We start from the raw sequence: 25,231 nt of genomic DNA, 5'->3' as shown, positions 1-25,231 counted from the left end.
CCGATGCAATCGAGGAGAGGCCATGAGCGCGGGGCATTCGGGCGAGGAGGGGCGGGACGGCCAGCAGCGTCTCACGGCGGCGCGCGAGCGCCTCATCGTTGCCCTGGACTATGCCAATGTGAGCGCGGCCGAAGCGCTGGTGTGGCAGCTCGGCGACGACGTGACCTTCTACAAGATCGGCCTGGAGCTGACCATCGCCGGCGGGCTGGACCTCGCCGCTGATCTCATCGGCGCCGGCAAGCGCGTGTTCCTGGACCTCAAGCTGCACGACATCGGCAATACGGTGGAGCGGGCCACCGCCGCCGCCGCCGCCCGTGGCGTCAGCCTGCTCACGGTTCATGCCTATCCCCAGACCCTGGCCGCGGCCGCGCGCGGTGCCGCCGGCAGCGCGCTGAAGGTGCTGGGCGTCACCGTGCTCACCTCTTATGACGATGCCGACCTCGCTGCCGCCGGCTATGCCGCGGGCGTCACCGATACCGTGCGGCGCCGCGCCGGCGATGCCCGCGCGGCGGGTGTCGCCGGTGTCATCTGCGCCCCCACCGACGCGCGCATGGTGCGCGGGGTGCTGGGCCCCGATGGCCTGGTGGTGACGCCGGGGGTGCGCCCGCGCGGCGCCGAGGTGGGCGACCAGAAGCGGGTGGCAAGCCCCGCCGAGGCCGTGGCCGCGGGGGCCGACATGATCGTGGTGGGCCGGCCGGTCACCGCCGCTCCGGACCCCCGGCAGGCGGCGCGGGCGATCCTGTCGGAGCTCGCCGGCGCCTGAGCGGGCGGGGCGGCGGCAACGGGCGACAAGCAAGGGGGAAGCCATGGCCAAGGGGTATTGGTTCATCAACATCGACGTGGTCAATCCGGTCGATTTCGTCACCTATGCGAGCGCCAACGTGGCCTTCCTGGCCGAGCGCCAGGCCCGGTTCCTCATCGCCGGCGGTGATTTCGATCATCTCGAAGGCATCAAGCGTCATCGCAACGTGCTGGTGGAATGGCCGTCCTACGAGGCGGCGCTCGACGCCTACGCCTCGCCGGAATATCGGCGGGTGGCGGCCCTGCGGGGTGATAGCGCCATCGCCGATCTGGCGGTGGTGGAAGGCTATGAGGGCCCCCAGCCGAGCCCGTCCGCCCCGCCGGAGAGCACGCCGGATTTTCCGCGCGGCTATTGGATGGTGCGCATGGACGTGATCGACGCCGCCGCCTACGAGGCGGCCCGCCCTGCCAATGCGGAGGCGCTGGCGGCGTTTGGCGGCTGGTTCCTGGTGCGCGGCGGTCGCAGCTCGGTGCTGGAGGGCAAGGGTCGGGAGCGGTATGTGGTGGTCGCCTTCCCCGACATCGCCAGCGCCCGCGCGTGCTACCATTCCTTCGCCTACCAGCAGGCCCTGGCCCATCGCAAGCTGGCGGCCGAGGGGGATCTCATCATCATTTCCGGCCACGCGGGCCGGCGGCCGGCCGCCTGAGCGGCGCCGCAAGTCCCAAGGAGCAGACGCATGTCCGACCTGCGCATCGTCATCGCCGGCGCTGGTGGCCGCATGGGCCGCACCCTGATCAAGGCCATCGCCGAGCAGACGGGGCTGGTGCTCGCCGGCGCGCTGGAGCACGCCGGCAGCGCCCATGTCGGTGCCGACGCCGGGGCGGTGGCGGGGATCGCCGCGCAGGGCGTGACGGTGGAGAGCGATGTCGCTCCCGGCGTCGCGGCCCTGCTGTCGGCGTCCGATGTGGTGATCGACTTCTCCTCCCCGGCCGCCTCGGTGCGGCTGGCGGAGCGGGCGGCCGAAACCGGCACGGCGCTGGTGATCGGCACCACCGGCTTCTCGGCCCAGGACAACGCGGCGCTGGCCGCTGCCGCCGCGCGCACCGCCATCGTGAAGTCCGGCAACATGAGCCTCGGGGTCAATCTGCTCGCGGCGCTCACGCGCCGGGTGGCCGCGAGCCTCGACGACAGCTTCGACATCGAGATCCTCGAGATGCACCACAGCAAGAAGGTGGACGCCCCCTCCGGCACCGCCCTGCTGCTGGGGGAAGCGGCGGCGCAGGGGCGCGACCGTGAGCTGGACGCGTGGTCGGAGCGCGGGCGCGACGGCCAGACCGGGGCGCGCAAGCCCGGCGCCATCGGCTTCGCCAGCCTGCGGGGCGGCTCGGTGGTGGGCGAGCACGCCGTGATCTTCGCCGGCCCGGCGGAACGCATCGAGCTGGTGCACAAGGCGGAGGACCGCATGATCTTCGCCCATGGCGCCCTGGTGGCGGCACGCTGGCTGAAGGGCCGCGCGCCGGGCCTCTATTCCATGGCCGACGTGCTCGGCCTTTCCGATTTCTGATTGGGTTGCGGAGCTTGTGATGTCCGACCGTATCCTCGTGCTCGTCCGCCACGGACAGAGCGAGTGGAACCTCAAGAACCTGTTCACCGGCTGGCGTGACCCGGCGCTGACCGAGCAGGGCGTCGCCGAGGCCAGGCGCGCCGGTGCCCGGCTGAAGGCGGAAGGCCTGGTGTTCGACGCCGCCTTCACCTCCGCCCTCACCCGCGCCCAGAACACCAGCGCCCTCATCCTCAACGAGATGGGGCAGGGCGCGCTGGAGCCGGTGCGGAGCGCTGCCCTGAACGAGCGCGACTATGGCGACCTCTCCGGCCTCAACAAGGATGACGCCCGCGCCAAGTGGGGCGAGGAGCAGGTGCATCTGTGGCGCCGGTCCTACGACGTGCCCCCGCCCGGCGGCGAGAGCCTGCGCGACACGGTGGCGCGGACGCTGCCCTATTACGTGCAGGAAATCCTGCCGAGCGTGCTGCGCGGCAACCGCACCCTGGTGACCGCGCATGGAAATTCCCTGCGCGCCCTCGTCATGGTGCTGGAACGGCACACGCCGGACAGCATCCTGAAGCGCGAGATCAGCACCGGTGCGCCCATCATCTACCACCTGAACGGCGATTCCACCGTGGCGGAGAAGCTCGACCTCGCCGCCTGAGCCGGGGCGGACCGCAGGACCCCCGCGCACCCGCGGAGGTCAGGGCGCCGGCGATGCGGCGCGACCGGATGACGCAACGGCCCCCGTCGCTGGCGACGGGGGCCGTTGCGTTTGAGGGGGCTAGTCCAGGAGGGGTGAAACCGCGTGGGTCCAGGTGCCGGGTTGGTCCCGGGGGCCGGTGGCGCCGCCGGCGGTGCTTGCGGCCGGGGGGCGGGGGTAGCGCGCGGCCAGCTCGTCCGCGCGCCGGGTGTTCCCGACGATCAGGCAGTGAGCCCGCGCCTCGAAATTGCCGATGCCCCGCGCGCCCTCGAACGGGGCGACGCTCTGGCAGTCGAAGTTGCGAAAGAGCAGGAAGCGCGACTGGGCTTCGTCGAGCTGGCCTTTCCAGCGGTTGCGTTGCGCCGGGGCGAGATCGTCGCGGCCCGAGATGACCCCCAGCGCATTGGCCACCGCCGCCTCCAGGGCCTGCTCGCTGGCGCGGATGGTGTCGTAGAGGCAGCGGCTGTAGGCCCCGGCGGGGATGGAATCGCGCGGGCAGGGCGCGGTTCCGGCGGGCGATCGGGGGGCGTCCGCCTGGGTGCCGGGTGGTTCGGACAGGGCCGTGGCCTCGGCGGACAGGACTGCCGGCTCCGGCGCGATATCCCGGGCCTCGGCGAGCGGGCCGGGCGCGAGGGCTGGCGCAGGGCCGGGCGGGTCAGGCCGCAGCGCCAGCATCACGAGCGGGCTGAGCGCCACCGCCAGCGCCCCGAGGGGGATCCCCCAGCGCCACCAGGGCGGTCTTGGCGCGCCGACGCGGGCGCGCCTGCCTGCAGTCATGGCTCAGCGGGCCACGCGAGGGCCGGGGCGCGCGACGGATGGGGTGAAGGGCATGGATCGTCCTCCCGACTGGGCGGCTCGCCGCCGCCGATGTGGGCGCAGGGCGGGCAAGCCGATGCGCCGTGCCGCCTGGATAGCATTTTCACGGCGGCATGGGGGAGGACGGCAAGGGAAAGCTGGCGCCGAGCGGCGCTGCCCCCTGTGCCGTGCGGGCGTTCGGCTGAAGCGGCCAGGGTAACCCGGGCGCCTCCGCCGGCGGAGGCCGGCGGCGCGGCGGACGGATCAGGCCGCCGCGAGGGCGGCGCGAGCGTGGGTGCGGATGCGTTCCACCATGGAGCGCAGGCCGTTGGAGCGCTGCGGCGTGAGATGGCCCTCCAGCCCGATCTGCCGGAAGATGCCGAGCACGTCGGTTTCCAGAATGTCCTTCGGCGACTGGCCGGACACCAGGGTCAGCAGCACCGCCACCAGGCCCTTGACGATATGGGCGTCCGAATCTCCCTGGAATTCGAGCACGGTGCCCTTGGGCGAGGTCTTCAGCTCGCCGATCAGCCAGACCTGGCTGGCGCAGCCCTGCACCTTGTTGGTGTCGTTGCGCTCGGCCTCTGGAAACGGCGGCAGGGCCTTGCCGAGCTCGATCACGTGCCGGTAGCGGTCTTCCCAATTGTCCAGAAACTCGAAATCCGCGATCAGGTCGTCCTTGGTGGTCATGAAACCGGTCCCTTCGTCCAATGCGCCGGGCCTATGGGTGGTGAGCAATGGGCGCCGCTGAGGCGGCGTGCTGTGCAATGCATCACCCAGCATATCGCGAGACCGGCGATGGGGCAAAAGGAACCTCGCGGCCCGGCGCGCCGGGCTGGCGACAAGGGACGTCAGAACTGGGACGTCAGAACTGGGACGTCAGCTCGGCTTCCTGGCCGGCGGCGGCTGGGGAGCGGGGCCGGCGGGCTGCACCTTGTCGCCGCCGCCCCAGGCGGGGGCGAGGTCCTGCGGCGTCAGTCCCTGGGCGCCGGCGCTTCCGGCGGCGGGGGCCTCGGCCGCCGGCGCGGCGTTGGGATCGTGGCTGGTGAGGGTGTCCGAGAGCCACTTGGCACCAGCCTGGGCCTTCTCGACGAGGTGGGTCGCCATCTGCCCGCCCACGGCGCAGGCGTCCGGCTGGCGGCTGCAGAAGCCGCGGGCGTCGGCGACCACGGCCTGGACCGCGCCGAAGGCATCGAACACATTGACGTCCTGGCCGCTGGTGCCCTTGAGGCCGAGCGGCAGCAGCAGGAGCACCAGGGCAACCCAGAACGCCACACGCAGCAGGAAGAACATGGCCCCCTCGTCAGGTCATGCCGCCGGCCGGTCCGCGCGGACCGGGGCCAGAGGCGCATCGCCTTGCGACCATACCATCGCCGCCCCGGCCGGTGGCGGCGCGCGGGCCGGGGCGGCCCCGTCTTTTCAAGACATCGTTAACGCTCGGGCCGGCGTGGCGGCTGCGGCTTAGCGTTCGCTTAAAGCCTGCGTGCCAGAGTGCAGCTATTCCACGACAACAGGGGAACGAGTCTCTCCCCATGCCGGCGTTTGAGAGGAACATGGTGCGGCCACGCGGTTTCGAGGGGCACGGCGACGCCGCGCCCGCGCTCGCCGGGCCGTCGCAGGCCGAGGCCGAGGGCCTGCCGCGCCTGGCCGTGCTCGGCCGCATGATGGCGGCGGTGCTCGGCGGGCTCGGCGCGCTGGCGCTGGCCAGCGCCGGAGCGGTGCTGGTGGCGCAGGCCTCGGGCCTGCTCGCCGGCGATCCGGCGGATGCGCTGTCGCTGCTGGCCGCCGGTCTGTTGTGCGGGGCGCTTGCGGCCATGGCGGCGGGCGTGGCGCGCGCCGCCAGCGGCGTCTCCGACGCCGAGCTGCGGACCGGTGCGGTGCTGGTGAGCGTGCACGACGCCCAGGGCGAGGTGGTGCGGCTGGAAAGCCAGGCCGGCGCGCTGGCGCGCACCCCGCGCGAGGCGCTGATGGGGCCGGCCCTGTTCGGCCGGGTGCTGGTGGCGGATCGTCCCGCCTTCCTGGCGGCGGTGCGGGTGGCCGCCCAGGGGCGCCGGACGGTGGCCTGCGACGTGCGCCTGAGCTGCACGCCGGAATCCGCCGGCACCGGCTTTCTGCCCCTGGAGATCCGTTGCCTGCCGGCGCCCGAGGGGCGGGCGCGGCTGGTCTGGCGCGAGGTCCGCGTGTCCCGCCAGAAGGTGGACGAGGAGGCCCGCGCCCGCGCCGACGCCGAGGCCGCCAACGCCGCCAAGAGCCGGTTCCTGGCCGCCATGAGCCACGAGCTGCGCACCCCGCTCAACGCCATTCTGGGCTTCTCGGAGCTGCTTGCCACGGACAGCGGCGCGCCCATGGACGACGCGCGCAAGGCCGAGTACGCCCGCATCATTCACGACAGCGGCCAGCACCTGCTGGGGCTCGTCAACGACATCCTGGACCTGTCCCGGGTCGAGGCCGGGGCCTATGCCCTGGAGCCGGAGGCCATCGACATCGCCGAGCTGGTGTCGGGCTGCGGCGAGATGGTGACGCTGGAGGCGACCCGCAAGGCGGTGCGGGTGCGCACGCTGGTGGCCTCCGCCTTGCCGCCGCTCGCCGCCGACCGGCGGGCGCTGCGGCAGATCGTGCTGAACCTCCTGTCCAATGCGGTGAAGTTCACGCCTGACGGGGGGCGGGTGCAACTGACCGCCCGGCGCCAGGCGGACCGGCTGGTGCTGCGCGTGCGCGACACCGGGCCGGGCATGCGGCCGGAGGATGTGGCGCGGCTCGGCGAGCCGTTCTTCCAGACCGGCGAACTGACCCAGCGGGCGCGCGGCAGCGGCCTTGGCCTTGCCGTGGTGAAGGGGCTGGTGAAGCTGCACGACGGCACGTTACGGGTGGAAAGCGCGCCCGGCCGGGGCACCACCGTGAGCGTGACGCTGCCGCTGGCGCCGGCGCGGCCGCTGGAGCGCGCCGCCGGCGCCTCACCCAGGAGCGAAGACAAGCGGGACGATGACGTGGTGGCGGCCTTTCCGGCGCGGCGCACCGCCGAGGCCCGCGCAAGGAGGATGGCATGAGGCTTGATACCGCACCCGCGCTCGCCGCGCCCGCCATCCATGTGGCCGACGACCCGTTCGCGCCGCCGCCACCGCGCGGCGACCGGCGCCTGAAGGTCCTGGATTTTCTGGTCGCCGCCGTGGTGGTGGCGGCCGGCGGCGCGGTGGTGGCGAATGCGCTGATGCTGCAGGCGCCGGCGCCTGGGGTGGCGCTGCTCGGGTCTGGCGCGCCGGTGGCCGGCGACAAGGCGAAGGCGGTGCGCAGCACCTCGATTCCGCTGCCGCCGGTCAATCCCAATGCCCGCGGCGCCGCCGGGGCAGCCGGCGCCAGCACCGGGGCGCTTGGCTATCTCGCCTCCAAGACCTCGGTCACCGGCATGACGCCGCCGCTGAAGCCGGTGAGCGCGGAGGAGGCGGCGGCCGGTGCCATCGCCGCGCCGCGTCCGGTGGCGAGCCTGCGCCCGTCGCTGAAGACCGGCGCCCTCGACGCCACCGGGCCCCTCAGCGTGCCCGCCGGCACCGCGTCCGCCGCATCGTCCGGCGATCCGCTGCCGATCCGGCCGCCGGCCGATGTGCCGTCGTCGCCGCGGGTGCTGGCGGTCCAGAGGGCCCTTGCCAAGCTCGGCTACGGACCGTTGAAGGTGAACGGCGCCATGAGCGCGGAGACCCGGCAGGCGATCCAGCGTTTCGAGCGCGACCGCAAGCTGCCGGCCGACGGGGAGGTGACGGACCGCCTGGTGCGCGAGCTGGGGGCGGTGTCCGGGCTGGCCATCAATTGAGGGCGTCGCGCCCGCGCCCACGGCGAACGGGTTCCCTCCCGCCGAGGGCCGGCTTATATGGACGGCCGATCTGCCACGCTCATGGGCCGGCGGGAGAGCCATGCGACTGAAAAGCGGCATATTCGTTTCGGCCCTGCTGCGGCGGGCCCAGGTGGAGGGCGCCTACGGCGTCGTCGCCCGGCGGGGCGCCGAGGAGGCGGGGGCGGTGTTCGTGAAGGTGACTCCCCTCGACGGCACCGCCGCGCTCTATGGCCCGGCGCCGCAGACCGCGTTCGGCGCCGACGACGCCGGTGACCGGAAGTTCTGCCTGCTGGTGCCTCCGGGCAGCCCCGAGGCGGAGGCGGATGCGCGCCTCGCCAGGGAGGCCCGCTTCGATCCGGACCTCTACGTGGTGGAGATCGAGGACCGCAAGGGCCGGCATTTCCTGGATGTGGTGGAGCCCTGAGGCGGGGCGCCGGCGCCGCTGCCCCGCGCGGTGCCGGCCGGGGGGGCGCCGTGTGCCGCAAGGGCAGCGTTCACACTCCGTTAAGCATCTTGAAACCATAACGGCGCGATCGACGTTGTGGTCATGGCTGCCGCACTGGAGGACCAGGGCATGAGCACTGTCATTGCATTTCCCTCGGCGCGCGCGGCAACGGACCGGTCCGCCAGCGTGGGTTCGCGGGTGGAGGTGTCGGGACCGCGGGTGGTGATCCTGCCGGTGGTGCGCATCGAGCGCCACGCGGAGTCGGCAGCCGCGCCGCCGCCGGCGGCGGCGGATCAGGCCCCGTGTCCGGTCGGTCGGGCGCGGGCGGAGCGCGGCGCCGGCCCCGCCGGTCGCTGCGGCTGAAGGGCGCGCGCCCGCTTCGGCATCATGGTCCGTTGGCGGAACCGCAGGTGGCCGCCTCCAGCTGGCGGCGCACAAGTTCGCGCATGCCGCGATCGCGGACGTGGGCCCGCACCAGCACGATGCCTTCCTGGGAGGGGGATTCGATCACCAGCCGGTCGGCGGCGGTGATTTCCTCGTCCTCCGGCAAGGCCGCCTTCTGGTTGGCGTTCATCAGGTCGAGCTCGATCACCTTGCCCGCCGCCTGGTCGGACAGCGCGTAGAAGGCCAGGCCCTGGTCGGTGTAGAACGACACCGAGGTATAGTCGGCGGTCGCCGGCACCCGCACCTTGAGCGGCTTGTCGTTGAGATCATAGAGGCACACGGCGGTCACGAACGCCGGGTCCTGCATGGGCAGCACCGCCGCGCCGGGCGTCGGGTCGGGCAGCGCCTTCATCTCGTTGCTGTCGATGAACTCGGAGAGGCGGGCGAAGGCATTGTGCTCCGCCAGCGACGGCATGGCCAGGATCGAGACGATATGGGCGATGGCCGCCAGCACCAGCGCCACGGCGATGGGCAGCAGCAGGCCCGCCGGCCACAGCCAGTTGACACGCTCCAAATGTCGCCGCACCCAGCCGCCCACGCGGGGGCCGACCGTGCCGGGCCGGGGCACGCGCAGGCTGAACGGATCGAACAGGCTCACGGGCAGGCCTCCTGCACGATGCGCGGCAGGGCGGTGGCGGCATCGCCGGCCCCGGAGGTGAAGGAGAACGGCGCGTCATAGAGCCGGAGCGCCACCTGCAGCCGGCCGCGGGCGCCGGTGGGCAGCCAGTTGCCGGGCCGAGCGCGGGGCGACAGGCGCACGTCGAGGGCGCCGTCGGCGGTGTACAGCGCCTCGGCGCTGGTGATGCCGTAGCGCTCCGCGTCGTTGGGGATGAAGCGGCCGGCCTCGTCCATCACGCTGAGTGTCCACAGCCGGGCCTGGGGCAGGGCGCCGACGATGCGGGTCTCGCAGCGGCCGTCCAGGGGTTGGCCCTTGTCGTCGGTGGTGGCGAGGAACAGCAGCCCGTCGGCCAACTCCAGCGGCAGCTCGCCGGACCGGGCCACGGCGGCGCGGGCATAGGGATCGGCCTTCACGGTGCCGGAGCGCGGCCAGCCGTGCCAGGCGCCGGCGCGCACCGTGTCCAGCCCGCGCGAATGGGTGACCATGAACAAGGTCACGCCCAGCCCCAGCACGATGGCGACGAGGAGGGTGAAGGCGAGAGGCAAGAGGCGCACGGCACCGTTCCGGCTATATCTCCCCCGCGAGGAGGCGCGACGCCCTTCAGTAGAGCACAATCGGCGCCGGGCAAAGGGACCCGCCGCCGTTCCCTGCGTGCGCGGCCGTCACATGTAGCGGGCGAGGAAGTCGCGGCTCTGCGGCGGCAGCTCTGCGGCGCGGCGCGCCAGGGGATCGAACAGCACCAGCACCGTGTCGGCGGTGGCGACGCAGGCGCCGTTCTGGAACAGCCCCTGCACGATGCCCACCGAGCTGCGGCCCAGGGATGACACGCGGGTGCCGATCTCCACCGTGCCCGGCCAGATGATCTCCGCCCGGTAGTCGAGGACCAGCCGCACGATGACGAAGGACAGGCCCTCCGGCGCCGCGCGGTGGCCGGGGCCGATCAGCATCTGGGAGCGGCCGGTCTCCAGGTAGCTGGAGAACACCGCGTTGTTGACATGGCCCTGCTTGTCGGTGTCGCCGAAGCGGATGGTGTCGAACGACTTCAGGGGAAAGTCGTCCAGGATCGGCAGCGGGGGCTTGGCGGGGGGGCTCATGCCGGCGCTCACGAGGCCGGGTCCAGGGCGCGCCAGCCGATGTCGGAGCGGTAGAAGCCATCCGGCCAGTCGATCCGGGCGATGGCGGCATAGGCCTTGTCCCGCGCCGCGCCGAGGCTGGCGCCGGTGGCGGTGACGTTCAGCACCCGCCCGCCGTTGGAGACGAGGGCCCCGCCCTTGCGCCGGGTACCGGCCTGGAACACCAGCACATCGTCGCGAGCCGCCGCGTCGAGGCCGGAGATCACGCTGCCGGTCTGGTGCGGGCCGGGATAGCCGCGGCTGGCATAGACCACGGTGATGGCGCTCACATCGTGCCAGGCGGGCGCGACCTCGGCGAGGCGGCCGGTGGCGGTGGCGTGGAGCAGCTCCACCAGGTCGCTGGCGAGGCGCGGCATCAGCACCTGGCATTCGGGATCGCCGAAGCGGCAATTGTACTCCACCAGCTTCGGGCCATCCTGGGTGAGCATGAGGCCGGCATAGAGCACGCCGCGATACGGCGTGCCGGCCGCCACCATGGCGCGGGCGGTGGGGCGGATGATCTCGTCGAGGGCGCGGCGCTCCAGCTCCGGGGTCAGCACCGGGGCGGGGGAATAGGCGCCCATGCCGCCGGTGTTGGGACCGAGGTCGCCGTCGAAGGCACGCTTGTGGTCCTGGGCGCTGCCGAACGGGATCACGGTCTCGCCGTCCACCAGGGCGAACAGGCTGGCTTCCTCGCCCTCCATGAACTCTTCCACCAGCACCTCGGTGCCGCCGCCGGTGAACACCTGCTCCACCGCCTCCACCGCCTCGTCCACGGTGAGGGCCACCACCACGCCCTTGCCGGCCATGAGGCCGTCGGCCTTCACCACGATCGGCGCGCCCTGGGCCCGCACGTAGGCGGTGGCCGCGGCGGCGGTGTCGAAGCGGCCGAAGGCGGCGGTGGGAATGGAATGGGCCTTGCACAATTCCTTGGTGAAGAGCTTGGAGCCCTCCAGCCGCGCGGCGGCGGCGGTGGGGCCGAAGGCGGGGATGCCGGCGGCGCTGAGACGGTCCACCAGGCCGGCCACCAGCGGCGCCTCGGGACCGACCACCACGAAGTCGATGTGATGGTCCTTGCACCAAGCCACCAGCGTGTCGTGCGCCGACAGGGGAATGCCTTCGATCAGCTCCGCATGCTCGGCGATCCCGGGGTTGCCCGGCATGGCATAGAACTGGCCGAGATTCCGGCTCTGCGCCAGCTTCCAGGCGAGCGCATGCTCGCGGCCTCCCGAACCGAGCAGCAGGATGTTCATCGGCGCTCCAGCCTCACGTCTTGTTGTTGATCGTTGAGGCTCTTCGCTATCGGCTCGGGCGCGCGCATACAAGGGCCTCGGCTCTGCGCTCGCCGCATGGGGGGGCGCCGGGCTATGCTGAAACTCCGCTTTCTGATTTGAATTGATTCGATGGTCGAGAGTCCCGAGCCGCGCGGCAACGCGCCCGAATGGAGCGTGTCCGAGCTGTCCGCCGCCCTCAGGCGCACGGTGGAGGAGGCCTATGGCCACGTGCGCGTGCGCGGCGAGATTTCCGGCTATCGCGGCCCGCATTCCTCGGGCCATGCCTATTTCAGCCTGAAGGATGCCGGCGCCCGGCTCGATGCGGTGGTCTGGAAGGGCACCTTCCAGCGCCTGCGGGTGCGCCCCGAGGAGGGGCTGGAGGTGGTGGCCATCGGCCGGCTCACCACCTATCCCGGCAAGTCCGGCTACCAGATCGTCATCGAGGCGCTCGAGTTCGCCGGTGCCGGCGCCATCATGGCCATGCTGGAGGAGCGGAAGCGCCGGCTCGCCGCCGAGGGCCTGTTCGACGCCGCCCGCAAGCAGGAGCTGCCCTATCTGCCCACCGTCATCGGCGTGGTCACCTCGCCCACCGGGGCGGTGATTCGCGACATCCTGCACCGGCTGGCCGACCGTTTCCCGCGCCGGGTGGTGGTGTGGCCGGTGCGGGTGCAGGGCGAGACCTCCGGCGCCGAGGTGGCGGCCGCCATTCGCGGCTTCAATGCTCTGCCCGAGGGCGGGCCGGTGCCGCGCCCGGATGTCATCGTGGTGGCGCGCGGCGGCGGCTCGCTGGAAGACCTGCTGGGCTTCTCCGAGGAAGCGGTGGTGCGGGCGGCCGCCGAGAGCGGAATTCCGCTGGTGTCCGCCGTGGGCCACGAGACCGATGTGACCCTCATCGATTTCGCCGCCGACGTGCGCGCGCCCACCCCCACGGCCGCCGCCGAAATGGTGGTGCCGGTGCGCGCCGACCTGGTGGCGGCGGTGGAAGGGCTCGGTGCCCGCCTGGCCGGCGCGCCGCTGCGGCTGCTGGACCGGCGCCGCGCCGACCTGCGGTCCCTGGCCCGGCTGCTGCCGACGCCGGAAGACCTGTTCGCCATTCCCCGCCAGCGCCTCGACGCGGTGGGCGACCGCCTGCCGCGCGCCCTGAAGGCCAATGCGGCGGCGCACCGGCTGCGCCTGCTCAAGGCCGGGGCGCGGCTGTCGCCGCTCGCCCTGCGCGGCCGCTTCGAGCGCGCCAGCGAGCGGGTCGAGGGCCTTGCCGGCCGGCTGGCGCGGGCGGCAGGCGCCACGCTGCGGCAGGCGCGCGAGCATCTGAAGGCCACAGGCCAGAGCTTCGCGGCGGCGCGGGGTGCCCATCTGCGGGCGCAGCGCGACCTCCACGCGCGGCGCGCCGAGCAGGTGGCGGCGCTGGCCCTGCGCGCCCGCCGCGCGGTGGACGGGCGGCTGCGCGACGAGGGGCGGCGGCTCGACGGAGTGTCGCAATTGCTCGGGGCTCTGTCTTATCACGGCGTGCTGGACCGTGGCTTCGCTTTGGTGCGTGACGGCGAGGGGCGGGCGGTGCGCCGGGCGGCGGCGCTGGGCGCGGGGGTGCCGATCGAGCTTGAGTTCGCCGATGGCCGGGTGACGGCGCAGACTCTTGCTGGAGGGCTGGGCGCGGCGAGCGGAGCGGAACCGGGGCCGGGCGCTTCGCCGCCCGTCGTGCCGTCCGACACCGGCCTCGCCACCGGGACCGGCGCGCCGCCGGCTCCCGTCCGCCGCGCGCCGGCGCGCCGGGGGCGGAAGCCGGACCCGGGGCCGACCCTGTTCGATTGAGGCCGCCATGGGATGGACGTCTTTGGTCCGGGCCTCTTTCGCCCGTCTCGGGGAGGGCCTATGCTCATCTCCCTTTTTCAGGACGTTTGGCAAAGTGATGAACCGATTTGAACGCTTCCCCGAGCCGCTCGGCGAGGCGGAGTTGCGGTATCTCGACGGGGAGTTCCGCATCGTCCGTCCGGGCAGCTTCGTGCGCTGCGCGGTGACCGGGCAGGCCATTCCCCTCGACGACCTGCGCTACTGGAGCGTGGACCTGCAGGAAGCCTATGTGAGCCCCGAGGCGGTGCTGGCCCGTGTCCAGGAGCGCGGCCGCCCCGTCGGCTGAGCACGCCTGCCCGCTCGCGGCTGGCGGCGGAGGATGGAACTGCCCTGGCGGGACAAGCCTCGTTCCCCCGGGCGCGGATGCTCCTTGCCGCGGGTGGTGGCGCCGTCATGGCGCCTTCCGACCTTGCGGACGGGCCGGCTTGGGCGCGCACATGCCGCGGGGCATGGCGTCACTATCGGGCGGCGATGCGCGGCCGCCTGCCCCGGTCATCGGTCGATCACGGCGCTCGCGGCCGGCTCGCGCACATCCGGCAAGGGCCGGCGGGTTTCCGGCCTGTCTCGGCGTGCCGGGCGGTGGGGACCTCCTGTCCCGCCCGGGCAGGGCTGCGCGGAGGTCAGGCGGCTTTCCCAACACCGATGGGGAGCCGGAGAGATGCCTTGCGCCAGATACGCGGCGCCGATCCAGGTTGCCGTCCGTTGCGTGTGAGGGCGTGGTCAGGTCCGTCCGGCCTCAAATCCTTCTGGCCCCGAATCCGTTTCGCCTGAAACCCCTCGGGCTTCGGTTTTGTGGCCTCGCATGTCTTGGCCGCAGGTCCCCTCGATGGCGGTGTTGCCGGCGAAGGGGGGAGGCTTGCCCCGCGGCGGGGCCGGGGGCGATAGCGCGCGTCAGCGGCGCGCGCGTGCGCGCGTTGCCGCGAGTTCCAGAAGCGCATCGAGGGCCGCCGGCACGTCTGGCGCGAGTGTCACGGGCAGGACGGCGATCCCGTCGCGGAGCGCGCTCAGGTCCGGCGTGCCGAGGCGCGCCATGTCCTTGCTGGTGGTCACCAGGGTCGCGCCGGCGCGTTCGGCCGCTCGTTTCAGCGCGATGAGGTCCGCCAGGGCGAAGCGGTGGTGGTCGGGGAAGACGGTGCGGGCGCGCAGGTCCAGCCCGTTCCGCTCCAGGGTTGAGAAAAACTTCTCCGGCCGGCCGATGCCGGCGAAGGCGTGCAGCGGCCGGCCTCGCAGCGCCGCCACCGCCGACGGGCATGGTGCCAGACGGGCGCGCAGCACGGTGCGGCCAAGCCCCTCGGCCACCCGGGCCACCTGCTCGCCGGCCGGCCCCGTGCCGATCAGGAGCACGGCATCGGCGCGGGCGACCTGCGGCGCCAGCGGCGCCCGCAGCGGGCCGGCCGGCAGCACCGCGCCGTTGCCGACCCCCACGGCGGCGTCCACCACCAGCAGGCTTGCGTCCTTGGCGAGGCTCGGATTCTGGAACCCGTCGTCCATGACGATGTGGCTCGCCCCCTCGGCCACCGCCCGGCGGGCGCCGCCGGCGCGGTCGCCGCCGGCGACAAGGGTCGGGGCATGGCCGACCAGCAGCAGGGCCTCGTCGCCCACTGCGTCGGCATCGTGACGGAGCGGATCGACCAGCACCGGGGCGGTGACCGCGCCGCCGTGCCCGCGCAGCAGCGCGAACGGCCGGCCACCCGCGGCGGCGAGGCGGTCGAGGCACCAGATGGCGGTGGGGGTCTTGCCGGCGCCGCCCACGGTGGGATTGCCGATGCAGATCACCGGCACCGGCACCTGTTCGCCCCGCCGCGCCATGCGGTGGAGAGTGGTGGCGCCGACCATGGCGCCGATGGGTGCCAGCAGCGCCGAGGCGAGCCCCGGCGGACGCCACCAGAAGCCGGGGGCGCGGCCTTTCATCGGTTCTGGAGGCGGATGTGGATGAGATAGGGCTCGATGGCCCGCAGCGTATGGTCCAGGGCGCCGCCGAGGGCTTCCAGCGTCTTCAGCCCCTGCGCCGCCGCCTGGGCGCGCAGGTCGGGGTCGCGCAGCAGGGCGAGGGCGGTGCGGGCGAGGGTTTCGGCATCGCTTATGGGCAGGGCGCCGTAATGGCTGTCGAGATGGGTGTAGGTCTCGGCGAAATTTTCCACGTGGGGGCCGTGCAGCACCACCGAGCCGAGCTTCACCGCCTCGATCGGGTTCTGGCCGCCATGGGCCACCAGCGAGCCGCCCACGAAGGAGACCGGCGCCAGCCGGTAGAACAGGCCAAGCTCGCCCACCGTGTCCGCCACGTAGAAATCGGCATCCGATGCCGGCAATTCGTCGCGGCTGCGCTGGGCGGCGGCCCAGCCGGCGGCCTCGGCGCGGGCGACGATGGCATCGCCCCGCTCGGGATGGCGGGGCACGATGACGGTGAGCAGCTCCGGAATCTGCTCGGTCAGCAGCGCGTGCGCCTCCATCACCAGCTCGTCCTCGCCGGTATGAGTGGAGGCGGCCAGCAGCACCGGGCGGTTGCCGATGCTCTCGGCGAACTCGGCGAAGTCGTCCGGGTCGGCGCCCGGCGGCGGCACGTCGAACTTGAGGTTGCCGCACACCTCCACCCGCTCGGCGCCGAGGGCGCGGAACCGCAGTCCGTCCTCGTCGCTCTGGGCGAGGCACAGGTCCACGCGGGAGAGCAGGGCACGCGCGCTGTCCGGCAGCTTGGCCCAGCGCTGCGCCGAGCGCGGCGACAGGCGGCCGTTCACCAGCACCACCGGCGTCTCGCGCCGGCTCAGCTCGGACAGCAGGTTGGGCCATAGCTCGGATTCGGCGAGCAGCACCAAGTCCGGCCGCCAATGGTCGAGGAAGCGTTTCACGAAGCCGGCGGCATCCAGCGGGCAGAATTGGTGGATCACCCCGTCCGGCGCGCGATGGGCGGCGATCTTGCTGGATGTGAGGGTGCCGGAGGTGAGCAGCACCTCGAAGCCGCGCGCGCGCAGGCGCTCGATCAGCGGCAGCACGCAGGTCACCTCGCCGACGCTGGCGCCATGCACCCAGATCAACGGGCCGTCGGGCCGCTCCGCGCTGGCATAGCCGCGCCGCTCGGACAGGCGCTGGGGGTCTTCCTTCCCCTTGCGCACGCGGTAGCTGAGCCAGGCGGGCGTGAGCAAGGCGGCGGCGGAGCTGGCGCTTCGATAGAGGCGCAGGGTGACGGGCAGCGTGCGCGAGCGCTTCATGCCAGCCTCGAGCGGGCCGTGGCGGCGCGGCCATGGGCCAGCGCCTCGGCGCGCCGGGTCACGGCCTCCAGCCGGGCCTGGAGTTCGTCACGGGCGGCGGCGAGGCCGGCGTCATCCAGGTCGCGCGGCACGAACAGCGGCGCGCCCACCACGGCGGCGCCACGGCCGAACGGCAGGTTCAGGCTGGCGCGGTCCCAGCTCTTCAGGGTGATGCGGTGTCGGGTGGCCATGGCGACCGGGATGATAGGCCGTCCGGAGTACCGTGCAATAGTAACGACCCCGAGCCCGGCCTTGCGCGCGATCTTGGGCACGTCGGCGGTCATGGCTACGTTGATGCCGGCCTCCAGCGTGGCGAGCAACTCATAGGTGGCCGAGACCGCGCCCTTGCGGTGGAAGTCGCGGCGCGAGGTGGCGCCCGAGCCGCGGATGGTGCCGACGCCCAGCCGCTCGGCGGCAATGGCGTTGATCTCCGCGTCGGCATGGCGCGAAATGAGCACCTTGGCGCGGTGGTGGGGCTTGCGCGCGAACGGGGTCAGGAAGTGCTGGCCGTGCCAGAAGGTGAGGATGGCCGGCAGGTCCGCGTCGATGGTGTCGAAAATGTCGGGCGGTTCGATGACGAACCGCGTGGTGCGGGCCACCAGCTTGAAGTATGAAGCAAAAGTCGTCCCCGCCGCGAGTTGAAACGCGCGGTTGGTCCTCAGTCGCCGCCACATTGTTCTTTTTGCTCGCTGTCGTGAGAGGCATGCGGCCATGGATGGCCGCGCACGGCGTCATCCATAGCCGCTCTCGCGCTCCAGTCCAAGGGCGGGAGCGCGCGGGTGCCTGCCCGGCGGGCATTTCGGCTGGCGGCGCGTGGGCTGGCCGCGCGCCGGCAGCGCGTGTTCAGCCCCCTCAGCTCCGCCCTCCCCAGCTCAGCCCTCCCCAGCTCAGCCCTCCCCAGCTCAGCCTTCCTGGGCCGTGCCGGTCTCGGGGTCCAGCAGGCGGTGCAGGTGGACCACGAAATAGCGCATCATGGCATTGTCCACGTTCTGCTGGGACTTGGCCTTCCAGGCCGCCGCCGCGCTGGCATAGTCGGGAAAGATGCCGACGATGTCGAGCTTCGACAGGTCCTTGAAATCGGTGCCGTTGAGGGAGATGAGCTCGCCGCCGAAGACGAGGTGAGGCAGTTGCTTGCTGGTCATGGCGTGTCCGACTGGTGGGTCAGGGGCGGGGTTGGGCCGCACCGTGTGGGGCGGCGAAAAGCTGGGCGCGGGCGGCGGCGGCGAGCGCCACCGGATGCAGGGCGCGGCCCGCGCACAGCAACGGCGCGTGGCGCGGCACGGGACGGTTGTAGACGAGCGGCGCGGCGTCGAAGGTGGTGAGGCGCCCGTCGGCTTCCTCCACCAGCAGGTCGGCGGCGGCCAGGTCCCAGTCGTGGCTGTCGGCGCGGGACACGGCGAGGTCGACCTCGCCGGTGGCCACCCTGGCGATGCGCAGCGCCAGGGAATGTCCGCGCGGCAGGCGGGCGATGGCGGCGGTGCGGGCGATGGCGTCGAGGGCATCGGCGGGGCCGGCGGCGCGGGCACCCTCCAGCTCGGCACGGGGGGCGACCTTCACCCTGACGCCGTTGCGCCGGGCGCCGGCGCCGCGGCGGGCGACGAACATTTCGTCGAGCATGGGGGCGAACAGGGCCGCCAGCAGCGGCCGTCCATCCTCCACCAGCGCCACCGAAACCGCCCAGTCGGGGGCGCCGTTCATGTAGCCGCGGGTGCCATCGATGGGGTCCACCACCCACACCCGGCGGGCATCGAGGCGGGCCGGATCGTCGGCGGTCTCCTCCGACAGCCAGCCATAGCCGGGGGCGAGGGCGGTGAGGTGCCGGTGGAGGAAGCGGTCAACGGCGAGATCGGCCTCGGTGACCGGCGACTGGTTGTCCTTGGTCCAGGTTTTCAGGCCGGCGCCATACATGGAGCGGGCCAGTTCCCCGGCGCCCGCGACCACCTCGGCGAGGTGGCGGGCCAGGGTTTCGTCGTCCGGGCGCGGGGTGCTGGCCCCTCCGGCGGCGGCGCTGACAGGCTCTAGGCTCATGGTGTCGCCACATAGGAGGACGCGGGCGCGAAGGCAATGCGCCTTGTGGCTGCTAAGCGCCTGAAAAGTGGGCTAATGACCGGCGTCAAGGTGTGAAACACATCGCAATTCATTGGTATACAACGAAGAAAATTTCTGCCACGGGGAGGGGGTGAACTTGCCTCATTGTTGTGCATGCCTAAGGGAAGATCAGTCGCAGGACGGTTGGCGCGAACGTGTCGAGGGCAAGGCCGGCGAACAGGATGAGGCCGGCGTCGCGGTTCGACCGGAACAGGGTGAGACAGCGCCCGGAATCATCAATGTCGAGCTTGGCCACCTGCCAGCGCAGGTGCAGCGCGAAGCCGATCAGGCCCAGCATGGCGAACAGGCCGGTGGGCACCAGCAGGAAGGCGCCGGCGAACAGCATCACCACCAGCGTGTAGCTGAGCGCCACCGCCAGGCCGGTGTTGCGCCCGAACAGCAGCGCCGTGGAGCGCACGCCGACGATGGCGTCGTCCTCGCGGTCCTGGTGGGCGTAGATGGTGTCATAGGCGAACACCCACACCACCGAGCCGGCGAACAGCAGCAGCGCCGGGTCGGAAATGGTGTCGAACACGCTGGCCCAGCCCATCAGCGCGCCCCAGGAAAAGGCGATGCCCAAGGTGAGCTGCGGCACCGAGGTGATGCGCTTCATGAGCGGATAGACCGCCACCACGCCGAGCGAGGCGATGCCGGTGACGACGGCGAAGCGCGGCAGGCACAGCAGCACCGCCAGGCCCACCAGCGCCTGGAACACCAGGAAGGCGAGGGCGGCCGGCACCCCCACGGCACCGGAGGCGATCGGGCGGGAACGGGTGCGCGCCACGGCGCGGTCGATCCTGCGGTCGAGAATGTCGTTCCAGGTGCAGCCGGCACCACGCATGGCCACCGCCCCGATGGCGAACAGCCCCAGCAGCACCGGGTCGGGATAGGGTGCATCGGCGGCGATGGCGGCGAGCGCCGTGGACCACCAGCAGGGCAGCAGAAGCAGCCAGGAGCCGATGGGCCGATCCAGCCGGGCCAGATGCAGGTAGGGGCGCACCAGCGCGGGGGCGTGGCGATCCACCCAATTGTCCGGGGGCGCGTCGGCGACGGTGGCTCCCACGGAGCCGTCCTGCGTGCTCAAGGCGGCGCCTATTTCTGGAGGACGTTGCCGCTGAGGGTGTCGAACACGCCGCTCTTGCCCTCGCCGCCGGACCCGAGAGAATAGCCGGTGGTGACGCCGAGCGCGCTGGACAGGGAGCCCTGGGCCGGGGGCTTCACCGGCCCGCCGCCGCCCTGCACACCGCCGTTGGCGGCGGCCTGGCACACCTTGTCACGGATCTCGTTGGTCTTCTTCTGGCTGGTTGCCGCCTGCTTGATCGCCTGCTCGGGGATCTGGCACCAGTCCTTGTTCTCGGTCAGGAACTTGACCCACTTGGCCTCGGCCGTGGAGAAGGCGCGGAACAGAGGACACAGGGTCTGCGGGTCGGCCTTCTTCTTGCCGGCCTCGTTCAGGGCCTTGCCCCGCTGTTCCAGCTCCGAGCGTGCGGCGACCACGTCGCTCTGGCAATCCGCCCACGCCGTGGCGATGGAAAGGGCGCTCACGACGGCGACCGCCGCAACCCCGAGCGTCATCTTCTGCATCGCGCACAGCCTCATCTGTTGTCCGCCCCTTGCGGGCTCTTGATATACAGAGCGCAGACATGGGGCAATATCGCGGCGAACCCGGCGCAAATGCCGAAGGACGCAACGGCAGCCTGGCACGAAGGTCCTAACATGCGCTTGCCGCGCGGTGAAGGCCGCTGTCTTGCGCTGGTTCCGCGCCGGCGCGATCCGGCGCCGCGCTTGCCAGGGCGGAGGCGCCAGGACGGACGCGCGCGGGTGGCGGGAGGGCGAGGCGAGGATGGCGGGGCGGCGCTTCCGCGCCGCCAATCGTGACGCGATCAGCGCTTGACGGCATGCGGCGGCGTCGGTACGTTCGCGCAACTTTTGGAAGGGACTGCGTCGCCATGCGCAATATCGTTATTCTTCTCGTATCCGGGGGCGCCACGATCGGCCCAGCCTGAAGCGGCTGTCTCGAACGAACGTGGCGCGCGACGAGGGGCCCTTGGGGCCCCTTCGTCGTTTCTGAACCGCCGCGCGCCTTCGGTTCGCGGCATCGCGCGATGACTGCAAGAGGTTCGGCGCCATGCGCCGCGGGAGTTCCAACGCCATGACCAGTGTCCCCACTGCCAGCGTCACCACCACCAGCGCCACCACCGCCACCACCGCCAGCGCGACCCCGTCGGGCCCGGCCACCGGCCGGACCATGACCGGCGCCGAGATGGTGATCCAGGCCTTCGCCGACCAGGGGGTCGCGCACATCTTCGGCTATCCCGGCGGCGCCGTGCTGCCGATCTATGACGCGCTGTTCCACCAGGATGCCATCGAGCATATCCTGGTGCGCCACGAGCAGGCGGCGGTGCATGCGGCGGAGGGCTATGCCCGCTCCTCCGGCAAGGTGGGCGTGGTGCTCGTCACCTCCGGCCCCGGCGCCACCAATGCGGTGACCGGGCTTGCCGACGCGCTCATGGATTCGATCCCGATCGTCTGCATCTCCGGGCAGGTGGCGACCCACCTCATCGGCAACGACGCGTTCCAGGAGTGCGACACGGTGGGCATCACCCGTCCGTGCACCAAGCACAACTATCTGGTTCGCGACGTGAACGACCTGGCGCGCACGCTGCACGAGGCGTTCTACGTGGCGCAGAACGGGCGGCCCGGCCCGGTGGTCGTCGACATTCCGAAGGACGTGCAGTTCGCCACCGGCACCTATGTCGGCCGCGAGAACATCCAGCACAAGACCTACCGGCCCAGGCTCGACGCCGAGGATGCGCAGATCGCCGCCGCGGTGGAGCTGATCGCCTCCGCCAAGCGGCCGATCTTCTACACCGGCGGCGGCGTCATCAACTCCGGGCCGGAGGCGAGCCGCCTGCTGCGCGCCTTCGCCCGCGCCACCGGCGTGCCGGTCACCTCCACCCTGATGGGCCTCGGCGCCTTTCCGGCGTCCGATCCGCAGTGGCTGGGCATGCTGGGCATGCACGGCACCTATGAAGCCAACTTCGCCATGCACGACTGCGACGTGATGGTGTGCATCGGCGCGCGTTTCGACGACCGGATCACCGGCCGTCTCGATGCCTTCGCGCCGGGGTCGAAGAAGATCCACATCGACATCGACCCGTCGTCCATCAACAAGAACGTCAAGGTGGACCTGCCCATCATCGGCGACGTGGCGCGGGTGCTCGGCGCCATCTCCCGGGCGTGGGAGGCCCGCGGCCTCAGCCTCGACAAGGCGGCGCTGGAGTCCTGGTGGGCGCAGATCGATCGCTGGCGGGCGCGCAACTGTCTCGCCTATCGGGCCTCCGACAGCATCATCAAGCCGCAATACGCCATCGAGCGGCTCTACAATGCGGTGAAGGACAAGGACGTCTACATCACCACCGAAGTGGGCCAGCACCAGATGTGGGCGGCGCAGTTCTTCCACTTCGAGGAGCCGAACCGGTGGCTGACCTCCGGCGGCCTCGGCACCATGGGCTATGGCCTGCCCGCCGCCATCGGCGCGCAGAAGGCGCACCCCGGCGCGCTGGTGGTGGACATTGCGGGCGAAGCCTCGATCCAGATGAACATGCAGGAAATGTCCACCGCCATGCAGTTCGACCTGCCGGTCAAGGTGTTCATCCTGAACAACAAATACATGGGCATGGTGCGCCAGTGGCAGGAGCTGCTGCACGGCGGGCGCTACTCCCATTCCTATTCCGAGGCGCTGCCCGATTTCGTGAAGCTGGCGGAGGCCTATGGCGGCGTCGGCATCCGCTGCGACACGCCGGCTGACCTCGACGCGGCCATAAAGGAGATGATCACGGTGAAGAAGCCGGTGATCTTCGACTGCATCGTGGACCAGCAGGAGAACTGCTTCCCCATGATCCCCTCGGGCCGCGCCCACAACGAGATGATCCTCGGCGACATGGCGGTGGATCTCGACGCGGCCATCACCGACGAGGGCAAGATGCTGGTGTGAGCCGGCCGCCGCCACCGTCCTTCGGCCCTCCCCCGCGCGGGGGAGGGATTTTCCGCCGCCTCCCATTTCGAGCCATCCATGTCTGAAGCTCCCGAGACCATCGAGCGCCACACCCTCTCGGTCCTGGTGGACAACGAGCCGGGCGTGCTCGCCCGCGTCATCGGCCTGTTCTCCGGCCGCGGCTACAATATCGACAGCCTCACCGTGTCCGAGGTGAGCCGGGAAAGCCACCTGTCCCGCATCACCATCGTCACCACCGGCACGCCCATGGTGATCGAGCAGATCCGCAACCAGCTCGACCGGCTGGTGCCGGTGCACCGGGTGCAGGACCTCACCGTGGAGGGCTTCGGCCTGGAGCGCGAGCTGGCCATGGTGAAGGTGCGCGGCACCGGGGAGGCACGCTCCGAGGCGCTGCGTCTCGCCGAGGCGTTCCGCGCCCGCGTCATCGACGCGACGCGGGAGAGCTTCGTGTTCGAGATCACCGGCAAGACCGACAAGATCGACCAGTTCGCCCACCTGATGGAGCCGCTCGGCCTGGTGGAGGTGGCGCGCACCGGCGTGGTCGCCATCTCGCGCGGGCCCAAGGCCCTGTGAGAGAGCGCTGAAACCCCATTCCCATCGGCCGCGATCCGGTGCAAAGACGCCGGCGCGGCCAATTGAATTCAAAAACGACGCCCGTAAGGAGACACTGATGCGCGTTTATTATGATCGCGATGCCGACCTGAACCTCATCAAGGGCAAGAAGGTCGCTGTCATCGGCTACGGCAGCCAGGGCCACGCCCATGCGCTCAACCTGCGCGATTCCGGCGTGAAGGATGTCGCGATCGCCCTGCGTCCCGGTTCGGCCACCGCCAAGAAGGCCGAGGCCGAGGGCTTCAAGGTGCTCTCCCCCGCCGAGGCCGCCAAGTGGGCCGATGTGGTGATGATGCTCACCCCCGACGAACTCCAGGGCGACATCTATCGCGACAGCCTGCACGACAACCTGAAGGAAGGCGCGGCGCTGCTGTTCGCCCACGGCCTCAACGTGCACTTCAACCTGATCGAGCCGCGCAAGGACCTCGACGTGCTGATGGTGGCCCCCAAGGGCCCCGGCCACACCGTGCGCTCCGAATACCTGCGTGGCGGCGGCGTGCCCAGCCTCATCGCCATCGCCCAGGACGCCTCGGGCAATGCCCATGACCTCGGCCTGTCGTACGCCTCCGCCATCGGCGGCGGCCGCGCCGGCATCATCGAGACCACCTTCAAGGAAGAGTGCGAGACCGACCTGTTCGGCGAGCAGGTGGTGCTGTGCGGCGGCCTGGTGGAACTGATCCGTGCCGGCTTCGAGACCCTGGTGGAAGCCGGCTACGCCCCGGAGATGGCCTATTTCGAGTGCCTGCACGAAGTGAAGCTGATCGTCGACCTCATCTATGAGGGCGGCATCGCCAACATGAACTACTCCATCTCCAACACCGCCGAATATGGCGAATACGTCACCGGCCCGCGCATCATCACCCCCGAGACCAAGGCGGAGATGAAGCGGGTGCTCACCGACATCCAGTCCGGCAAGTTCACCCGCGACTGGATGCTGGAGAACAAGGTGAGCCAGACCTCGTTCAAGGCCACCCGCGCCCGCGTCAACGCCCACCCCATCGAGGAAGTCGGCGAGAAGCTGCGCGCCATGATGCCCTGGATCAAGGCCAAGGCCCTGGTGGACAAGACCAAGAACTGAGGGGCGGTTATCCCCGAAGTTATCCCTGTTCCCTTTCCACCGCTCTCGTTATCCCCAATAAGGTTGCAGTGGGGGTGGGAAGCAGTCGGCTCCGACCGACTCTCCGGAGTGAGGTTGTCTATTCTGAGGTGAATTGCTGATTGGCGAGACACTTCATGGGCGAGACGGACGATCTCGAATGGGATGACAACAAGGATGTGGCAAACCGTGAGAAGCACGGTTTGCCACTCTCCATTTCCAGCCGCCTGTTCGACGGTCGCCCACGCCTCGACCGGCAGTCTTCCAAATCTCCGGACCCCGAGATGCGCTTCGAGACTCTCGCCGCCATCGGTGAGGATGTGCTATTGTGCGTATGGACATGGTGGAAGGGTCGGCGTCGCGCCATATCCTTGAGAATGGCGAAGCGGAGTGAGCGGCGTGCCTACCAAGAAGCAATTGGAGGAAGCTGACCGAGCGATCCAGGAGGTCGACTGGGACAAGCTGCGCGCCATGTCGGACGACGAAATCCGCGCGCACTGGGCCTGGGACACGGATATGACCTGGCCCACGGACGAGCAACTCGCCGAGTTCGATCTCGTCATCCCGGCCAAGAGCCGGCGCAAGCCCCCCAAGGAAGCGGCAGAGTAAGAGCGGGTTTCTCTGCACCCCCTTCTTTGCGTCACCGCAGGCCCCAGATGGGTCCGGGATCACGTGATGGCGCGCGCGGCCGGGTTTCGACGCCACAGCAGATCCTCAGGCTTCCGGAAATTTCTGCGGCGGTGGGGTATCCGCGCGGCGGTGACCGCAGGCGGCGGTGCGACGGCGTGCCTGGTGCGGCGCTTGGCTTAAATCAGAATAAC

General features: G+C 71.2%; 29 protein-coding genes. 15 read left to right on the top strand and 14 right to left on the bottom strand.

The window, feature by feature from the left end:
- Nucleotides 1-22: 22 nt before the first annotated feature.
- The 4 genes from pyrF to V5F53_RS14275 are packed head-to-tail and all read left to right on the top strand — an operon-like array spanning nt 23 to nt 2,949.
- Nucleotides 23-763: an orotidine-5'-phosphate decarboxylase gene (pyrF, locus tag V5F53_RS14290; protein ID WP_393995191.1), complete on the top strand. Its 741-nt coding sequence runs from the start codon at nt 23-25 to the stop codon at nt 761-763.
- 43 nt (nt 764-806) lie between these two features.
- A complete protein-coding gene (locus V5F53_RS14285; RefSeq protein WP_393995192.1) occupies nt 807-1,448 on the top strand; it encodes a DUF1330 domain-containing protein in 642 nt (213 codons plus the stop codon).
- Between the two features lie 30 nt (nt 1,449-1,478).
- Nucleotides 1,479-2,306: a 4-hydroxy-tetrahydrodipicolinate reductase gene (gene dapB, locus V5F53_RS14280; protein WP_393995193.1), complete on the top strand. Its 828-nt coding sequence runs from the start codon at nt 1,479-1,481 to the stop codon at nt 2,304-2,306.
- Between the two features lie 19 nt (nt 2,307-2,325).
- Nucleotides 2,326-2,949 carry a 2,3-bisphosphoglycerate-dependent phosphoglycerate mutase gene (locus V5F53_RS14275; protein ID WP_393995194.1) on the top strand — a complete coding sequence of 208 codons (624 nt, stop codon included), beginning with the start codon at nt 2,326-2,328 and terminating at the stop codon, nt 2,947-2,949.
- A 120-nt stretch (nt 2,950-3,069) separates the two neighbouring features.
- Here V5F53_RS14275 and V5F53_RS14270 read toward each other — a convergent pair whose 3' ends face one another.
- The 3 genes from V5F53_RS14270 to V5F53_RS14260 form a co-directional block, all read right to left on the bottom strand.
- Complete coding sequence (locus tag V5F53_RS14270; protein WP_393995195.1) at nt 3,070-3,765, bottom strand: lysozyme inhibitor LprI family protein; 696 nt, start codon at nt 3,763-3,765, stop codon at nt 3,070-3,072.
- Between the two features lie 282 nt (nt 3,766-4,047).
- Nucleotides 4,048-4,473: a SufE family protein gene (locus V5F53_RS14265; protein WP_393995196.1), complete on the bottom strand. Its 426-nt coding sequence runs from the start codon at nt 4,471-4,473 to the stop codon at nt 4,048-4,050.
- A 189-nt stretch (nt 4,474-4,662) separates the two neighbouring features.
- Complete coding sequence (locus tag V5F53_RS14260; RefSeq protein WP_393995197.1) at nt 4,663-5,076, bottom strand: DUF5330 domain-containing protein; 414 nt, start codon at nt 5,074-5,076, stop codon at nt 4,663-4,665.
- 239 nt (nt 5,077-5,315) lie between these two features.
- Between V5F53_RS14260 and V5F53_RS14255 the strand changes: the two genes are divergently transcribed.
- The 4 genes from V5F53_RS14255 (at nt 5,316) to V5F53_RS14240 (ending at nt 8,417) form a co-directional block, all read left to right on the top strand.
- Complete coding sequence (locus tag V5F53_RS14255) at nt 5,316-6,830, top strand: ATP-binding protein (RefSeq protein WP_509212389.1); 1,515 nt, start codon at nt 5,316-5,318, stop codon at nt 6,828-6,830.
- The gene (locus V5F53_RS14250; RefSeq protein ID WP_393995199.1) at nt 6,827-7,588 is read left to right on the top strand and encodes a peptidoglycan-binding domain-containing protein; all 762 of its coding nucleotides are present in this window, start codon (nt 6,827-6,829) and stop codon (nt 7,586-7,588) included. Before V5F53_RS14255 ends, V5F53_RS14250 begins: the two co-directional genes overlap by 4 nt.
- Before the next feature lie 100 nt (nt 7,589-7,688).
- Complete coding sequence (locus V5F53_RS14245; RefSeq protein WP_393995200.1) at nt 7,689-8,033, top strand: DUF1491 family protein; 345 nt, start codon at nt 7,689-7,691, stop codon at nt 8,031-8,033.
- A gap of 150 nt (nt 8,034-8,183) precedes the next feature.
- Complete coding sequence (locus V5F53_RS14240) at nt 8,184-8,417, top strand: hypothetical protein (RefSeq protein ID WP_393995201.1); 234 nt, start codon at nt 8,184-8,186, stop codon at nt 8,415-8,417.
- A gap of 22 nt (nt 8,418-8,439) precedes the next feature.
- Here V5F53_RS14240 and V5F53_RS14235 read toward each other — a convergent pair whose 3' ends face one another.
- The 4 genes from V5F53_RS14235 to purD all read right to left on the bottom strand — a co-directional run bounded on the left by V5F53_RS14235 (nt 8,440) and on the right by purD (nt 11,482).
- Complete coding sequence (locus tag V5F53_RS14235) at nt 8,440-9,096, bottom strand: DUF1254 domain-containing protein (RefSeq protein WP_393995202.1); 657 nt, start codon at nt 9,094-9,096, stop codon at nt 8,440-8,442.
- The gene (locus tag V5F53_RS14230) at nt 9,093-9,671 is read right to left on the bottom strand and encodes a DUF1214 domain-containing protein (protein ID WP_393995203.1); all 579 of its coding nucleotides are present in this window, start codon (nt 9,669-9,671) and stop codon (nt 9,093-9,095) included. Before V5F53_RS14230 ends, V5F53_RS14235 begins: the two co-directional genes overlap by 4 nt.
- A 108-nt stretch (nt 9,672-9,779) precedes the next feature.
- Entirely contained in the window at nt 9,780-10,211 is a 432-nt protein-coding gene (locus V5F53_RS14225) for an acyl-CoA thioesterase (protein WP_393995204.1), read from the bottom strand.
- 8 nt (nt 10,212-10,219) lie between these two features.
- Nucleotides 10,220-11,482: a phosphoribosylamine--glycine ligase gene (purD, locus tag V5F53_RS14220; protein WP_393995205.1), complete on the bottom strand. Its 1,263-nt coding sequence runs from the start codon at nt 11,480-11,482 to the stop codon at nt 10,220-10,222.
- A 150-nt stretch (nt 11,483-11,632) separates the two neighbouring features.
- Between purD and xseA the strand changes: the two genes are divergently transcribed.
- Nucleotides 11,633-13,312 (top strand): exodeoxyribonuclease VII large subunit, encoded by a 1,680-nt coding sequence (gene xseA, locus V5F53_RS14215; protein WP_393995206.1) that lies wholly within the window; start codon nt 11,633-11,635, stop codon nt 13,310-13,312.
- A gap of 97 nt (nt 13,313-13,409) precedes the next feature.
- On the top strand, nt 13,410-13,637 hold the full coding sequence (locus V5F53_RS14210) for a DUF2093 domain-containing protein (RefSeq protein ID WP_393995207.1): 228 nt from the start codon (nt 13,410-13,412) through the stop codon (nt 13,635-13,637).
- A gap of 605 nt (nt 13,638-14,242) precedes the next feature.
- On the opposite strand, the gene lpxK is transcribed toward V5F53_RS14210, so the two are convergent.
- From lpxK to V5F53_RS14175, 7 genes are all read right to left on the bottom strand, one after another.
- A complete protein-coding gene (gene lpxK / locus V5F53_RS14205; protein WP_393995208.1) occupies nt 14,243-15,262 on the bottom strand; it encodes a tetraacyldisaccharide 4'-kinase in 1,020 nt (339 codons plus the stop codon).
- Nucleotides 15,259-16,557: a 3-deoxy-D-manno-octulosonic acid transferase gene (locus V5F53_RS14200; protein WP_393995209.1), complete on the bottom strand. Its 1,299-nt coding sequence runs from the start codon at nt 16,555-16,557 to the stop codon at nt 15,259-15,261. Before V5F53_RS14200 ends, lpxK begins: the two co-directional genes overlap by 4 nt.
- On the bottom strand, nt 16,554-17,270 hold the full coding sequence (locus V5F53_RS14195; protein WP_393995210.1) for a lysophospholipid acyltransferase family protein: 717 nt from the start codon (nt 17,268-17,270) through the stop codon (nt 16,554-16,556). The genes V5F53_RS14200 and V5F53_RS14195 overlap by 4 nt, the downstream gene beginning before the upstream one ends.
- A gap of 228 nt (nt 17,271-17,498) precedes the next feature.
- Complete coding sequence (locus V5F53_RS14190; RefSeq protein WP_393995211.1) at nt 17,499-17,738, bottom strand: DUF4170 domain-containing protein; 240 nt, start codon at nt 17,736-17,738, stop codon at nt 17,499-17,501.
- Nucleotides 17,739-17,757: 19 nt separating this feature from the next.
- Nucleotides 17,758-18,624 (bottom strand): 3'(2'),5'-bisphosphate nucleotidase CysQ, encoded by an 867-nt coding sequence (locus V5F53_RS14185; protein WP_393995212.1) that lies wholly within the window; start codon nt 18,622-18,624, stop codon nt 17,758-17,760.
- Nucleotides 18,625-18,802: 178 nt separating this feature from the next.
- Nucleotides 18,803-19,768 (bottom strand): 4-hydroxybenzoate octaprenyltransferase, encoded by a 966-nt coding sequence (gene ubiA / locus V5F53_RS14180; protein WP_393995213.1) that lies wholly within the window; start codon nt 19,766-19,768, stop codon nt 18,803-18,805.
- A gap of 8 nt (nt 19,769-19,776) precedes the next feature.
- A complete protein-coding gene (locus tag V5F53_RS14175) occupies nt 19,777-20,268 on the bottom strand; it encodes a hypothetical protein (RefSeq protein WP_393995214.1) in 492 nt (163 codons plus the stop codon).
- Between the two features lie 664 nt (nt 20,269-20,932).
- On the opposite strand from V5F53_RS14175, the gene V5F53_RS14170 reads away from it, so the two are divergent.
- From V5F53_RS14170 to V5F53_RS14150, 5 genes are all read left to right on the top strand, one after another.
- On the top strand, nt 20,933-22,681 hold the full coding sequence (locus V5F53_RS14170) for an acetolactate synthase 3 large subunit (protein WP_393995416.1): 1,749 nt from the start codon (nt 20,933-20,935) through the stop codon (nt 22,679-22,681).
- 78 nt (nt 22,682-22,759) lie between these two features.
- Nucleotides 22,760-23,275 (top strand): acetolactate synthase small subunit, encoded by a 516-nt coding sequence (gene ilvN / locus V5F53_RS14165; protein ID WP_393995215.1) that lies wholly within the window; start codon nt 22,760-22,762, stop codon nt 23,273-23,275.
- A 97-nt stretch (nt 23,276-23,372) separates the two neighbouring features.
- Nucleotides 23,373-24,392 carry a ketol-acid reductoisomerase gene (ilvC, locus tag V5F53_RS14160; protein WP_393995216.1) on the top strand — a complete coding sequence of 340 codons (1,020 nt, stop codon included), beginning with the start codon at nt 23,373-23,375 and terminating at the stop codon, nt 24,390-24,392.
- Nucleotides 24,393-24,547: 155 nt separating this feature from the next.
- On the top strand, nt 24,548-24,841 hold the full coding sequence (locus tag V5F53_RS14155) for a BrnT family toxin (protein WP_393995217.1): 294 nt from the start codon (nt 24,548-24,550) through the stop codon (nt 24,839-24,841).
- Nucleotides 24,810-25,019, top strand: a complete 210-nt coding sequence (locus V5F53_RS14150) for a hypothetical protein (protein ID WP_393995218.1) — start codon at nt 24,810-24,812, stop codon at nt 25,017-25,019. Before V5F53_RS14155 ends, V5F53_RS14150 begins: the two co-directional genes overlap by 32 nt.
- The last annotated feature ends 212 nt before the right edge of the window (nt 25,020-25,231 follow it).

Source organism: Xanthobacter cornucopiae (assembly GCF_043195065.2).
Classification (GTDB): domain Bacteria; phylum Pseudomonadota; class Alphaproteobacteria; order Rhizobiales; family Xanthobacteraceae; genus Xanthobacter.
This window is presented reverse-complemented; position numbering and strand designations above follow the sequence as displayed.

What these genes read in the sequence shown, in the direction of transcription:
- pyrF (WP_393995191.1), top strand. Translation starts at nt 23, where the DNA reads ATGAGCGCGGGGCATTCGGGCGAGGAGGGGCGGGACGGCCAGCAGCGT.
- V5F53_RS14285 (WP_393995192.1), top strand. Translation starts at nt 807, where the DNA reads ATGGCCAAGGGGTATTGGTTCATCAACATCGACGTGGTCAATCCGGTC.
- dapB (WP_393995193.1), top strand. Translation starts at nt 1,479, where the DNA reads ATGTCCGACCTGCGCATCGTCATCGCCGGCGCTGGTGGCCGCATGGGC.
- V5F53_RS14275 (WP_393995194.1), top strand. Translation starts at nt 2,326, where the DNA reads ATGTCCGACCGTATCCTCGTGCTCGTCCGCCACGGACAGAGCGAGTGG.
- V5F53_RS14270 (WP_393995195.1), bottom strand. Translation starts at nt 3,765, where the DNA reads ATGACTGCAGGCAGGCGCGCCCGCGTCGGCGCGCCAAGACCGCCCTGG.
- V5F53_RS14265 (WP_393995196.1), bottom strand. Translation starts at nt 4,473, where the DNA reads ATGACCACCAAGGACGACCTGATCGCGGATTTCGAGTTTCTGGACAAT.
- V5F53_RS14260 (WP_393995197.1), bottom strand. Translation starts at nt 5,076, where the DNA reads ATGTTCTTCCTGCTGCGTGTGGCGTTCTGGGTTGCCCTGGTGCTCCTG.
- V5F53_RS14255 (WP_509212389.1), top strand. Translation starts at nt 5,316, where the DNA reads ATGCCGGCGTTTGAGAGGAACATGGTGCGGCCACGCGGTTTCGAGGGG.
- V5F53_RS14250 (WP_393995199.1), top strand. Translation starts at nt 6,827, where the DNA reads ATGAGGCTTGATACCGCACCCGCGCTCGCCGCGCCCGCCATCCATGTG.
- V5F53_RS14245 (WP_393995200.1), top strand. Translation starts at nt 7,689, where the DNA reads ATGCGACTGAAAAGCGGCATATTCGTTTCGGCCCTGCTGCGGCGGGCC.
- V5F53_RS14240 (WP_393995201.1), top strand. Translation starts at nt 8,184, where the DNA reads ATGAGCACTGTCATTGCATTTCCCTCGGCGCGCGCGGCAACGGACCGG.
- V5F53_RS14225 (WP_393995204.1), bottom strand. Translation starts at nt 10,211, where the DNA reads ATGAGCCCCCCCGCCAAGCCCCCGCTGCCGATCCTGGACGACTTTCCC.
- purD (WP_393995205.1), bottom strand. Translation starts at nt 11,482, where the DNA reads ATGAACATCCTGCTGCTCGGTTCGGGAGGCCGCGAGCATGCGCTCGCC.
- xseA (WP_393995206.1), top strand. Translation starts at nt 11,633, where the DNA reads ATGGTCGAGAGTCCCGAGCCGCGCGGCAACGCGCCCGAATGGAGCGTG.
- V5F53_RS14210 (WP_393995207.1), top strand. Translation starts at nt 13,410, where the DNA reads ATGAACCGATTTGAACGCTTCCCCGAGCCGCTCGGCGAGGCGGAGTTG.
- lpxK (WP_393995208.1), bottom strand. Translation starts at nt 15,262, where the DNA reads ATGAAAGGCCGCGCCCCCGGCTTCTGGTGGCGTCCGCCGGGGCTCGCC.
- V5F53_RS14200 (WP_393995209.1), bottom strand. Translation starts at nt 16,557, where the DNA reads ATGAAGCGCTCGCGCACGCTGCCCGTCACCCTGCGCCTCTATCGAAGC.
- V5F53_RS14195 (WP_393995210.1), bottom strand. Translation starts at nt 17,270, where the DNA reads ATGTGGCGGCGACTGAGGACCAACCGCGCGTTTCAACTCGCGGCGGGG.
- V5F53_RS14190 (WP_393995211.1), bottom strand. Translation starts at nt 17,738, where the DNA reads ATGACCAGCAAGCAACTGCCTCACCTCGTCTTCGGCGGCGAGCTCATC.
- V5F53_RS14185 (WP_393995212.1), bottom strand. Translation starts at nt 18,624, where the DNA reads ATGAGCCTAGAGCCTGTCAGCGCCGCCGCCGGAGGGGCCAGCACCCCG.
- V5F53_RS14175 (WP_393995214.1), bottom strand. Translation starts at nt 20,268, where the DNA reads ATGCAGAAGATGACGCTCGGGGTTGCGGCGGTCGCCGTCGTGAGCGCC.
- V5F53_RS14170 (WP_393995416.1), top strand. Translation starts at nt 20,933, where the DNA reads ATGACCGGCGCCGAGATGGTGATCCAGGCCTTCGCCGACCAGGGGGTC.
- ilvN (WP_393995215.1), top strand. Translation starts at nt 22,760, where the DNA reads ATGTCTGAAGCTCCCGAGACCATCGAGCGCCACACCCTCTCGGTCCTG.
- ilvC (WP_393995216.1), top strand. Translation starts at nt 23,373, where the DNA reads ATGCGCGTTTATTATGATCGCGATGCCGACCTGAACCTCATCAAGGGC.
- V5F53_RS14155 (WP_393995217.1), top strand. Translation starts at nt 24,548, where the DNA reads ATGGGCGAGACGGACGATCTCGAATGGGATGACAACAAGGATGTGGCA.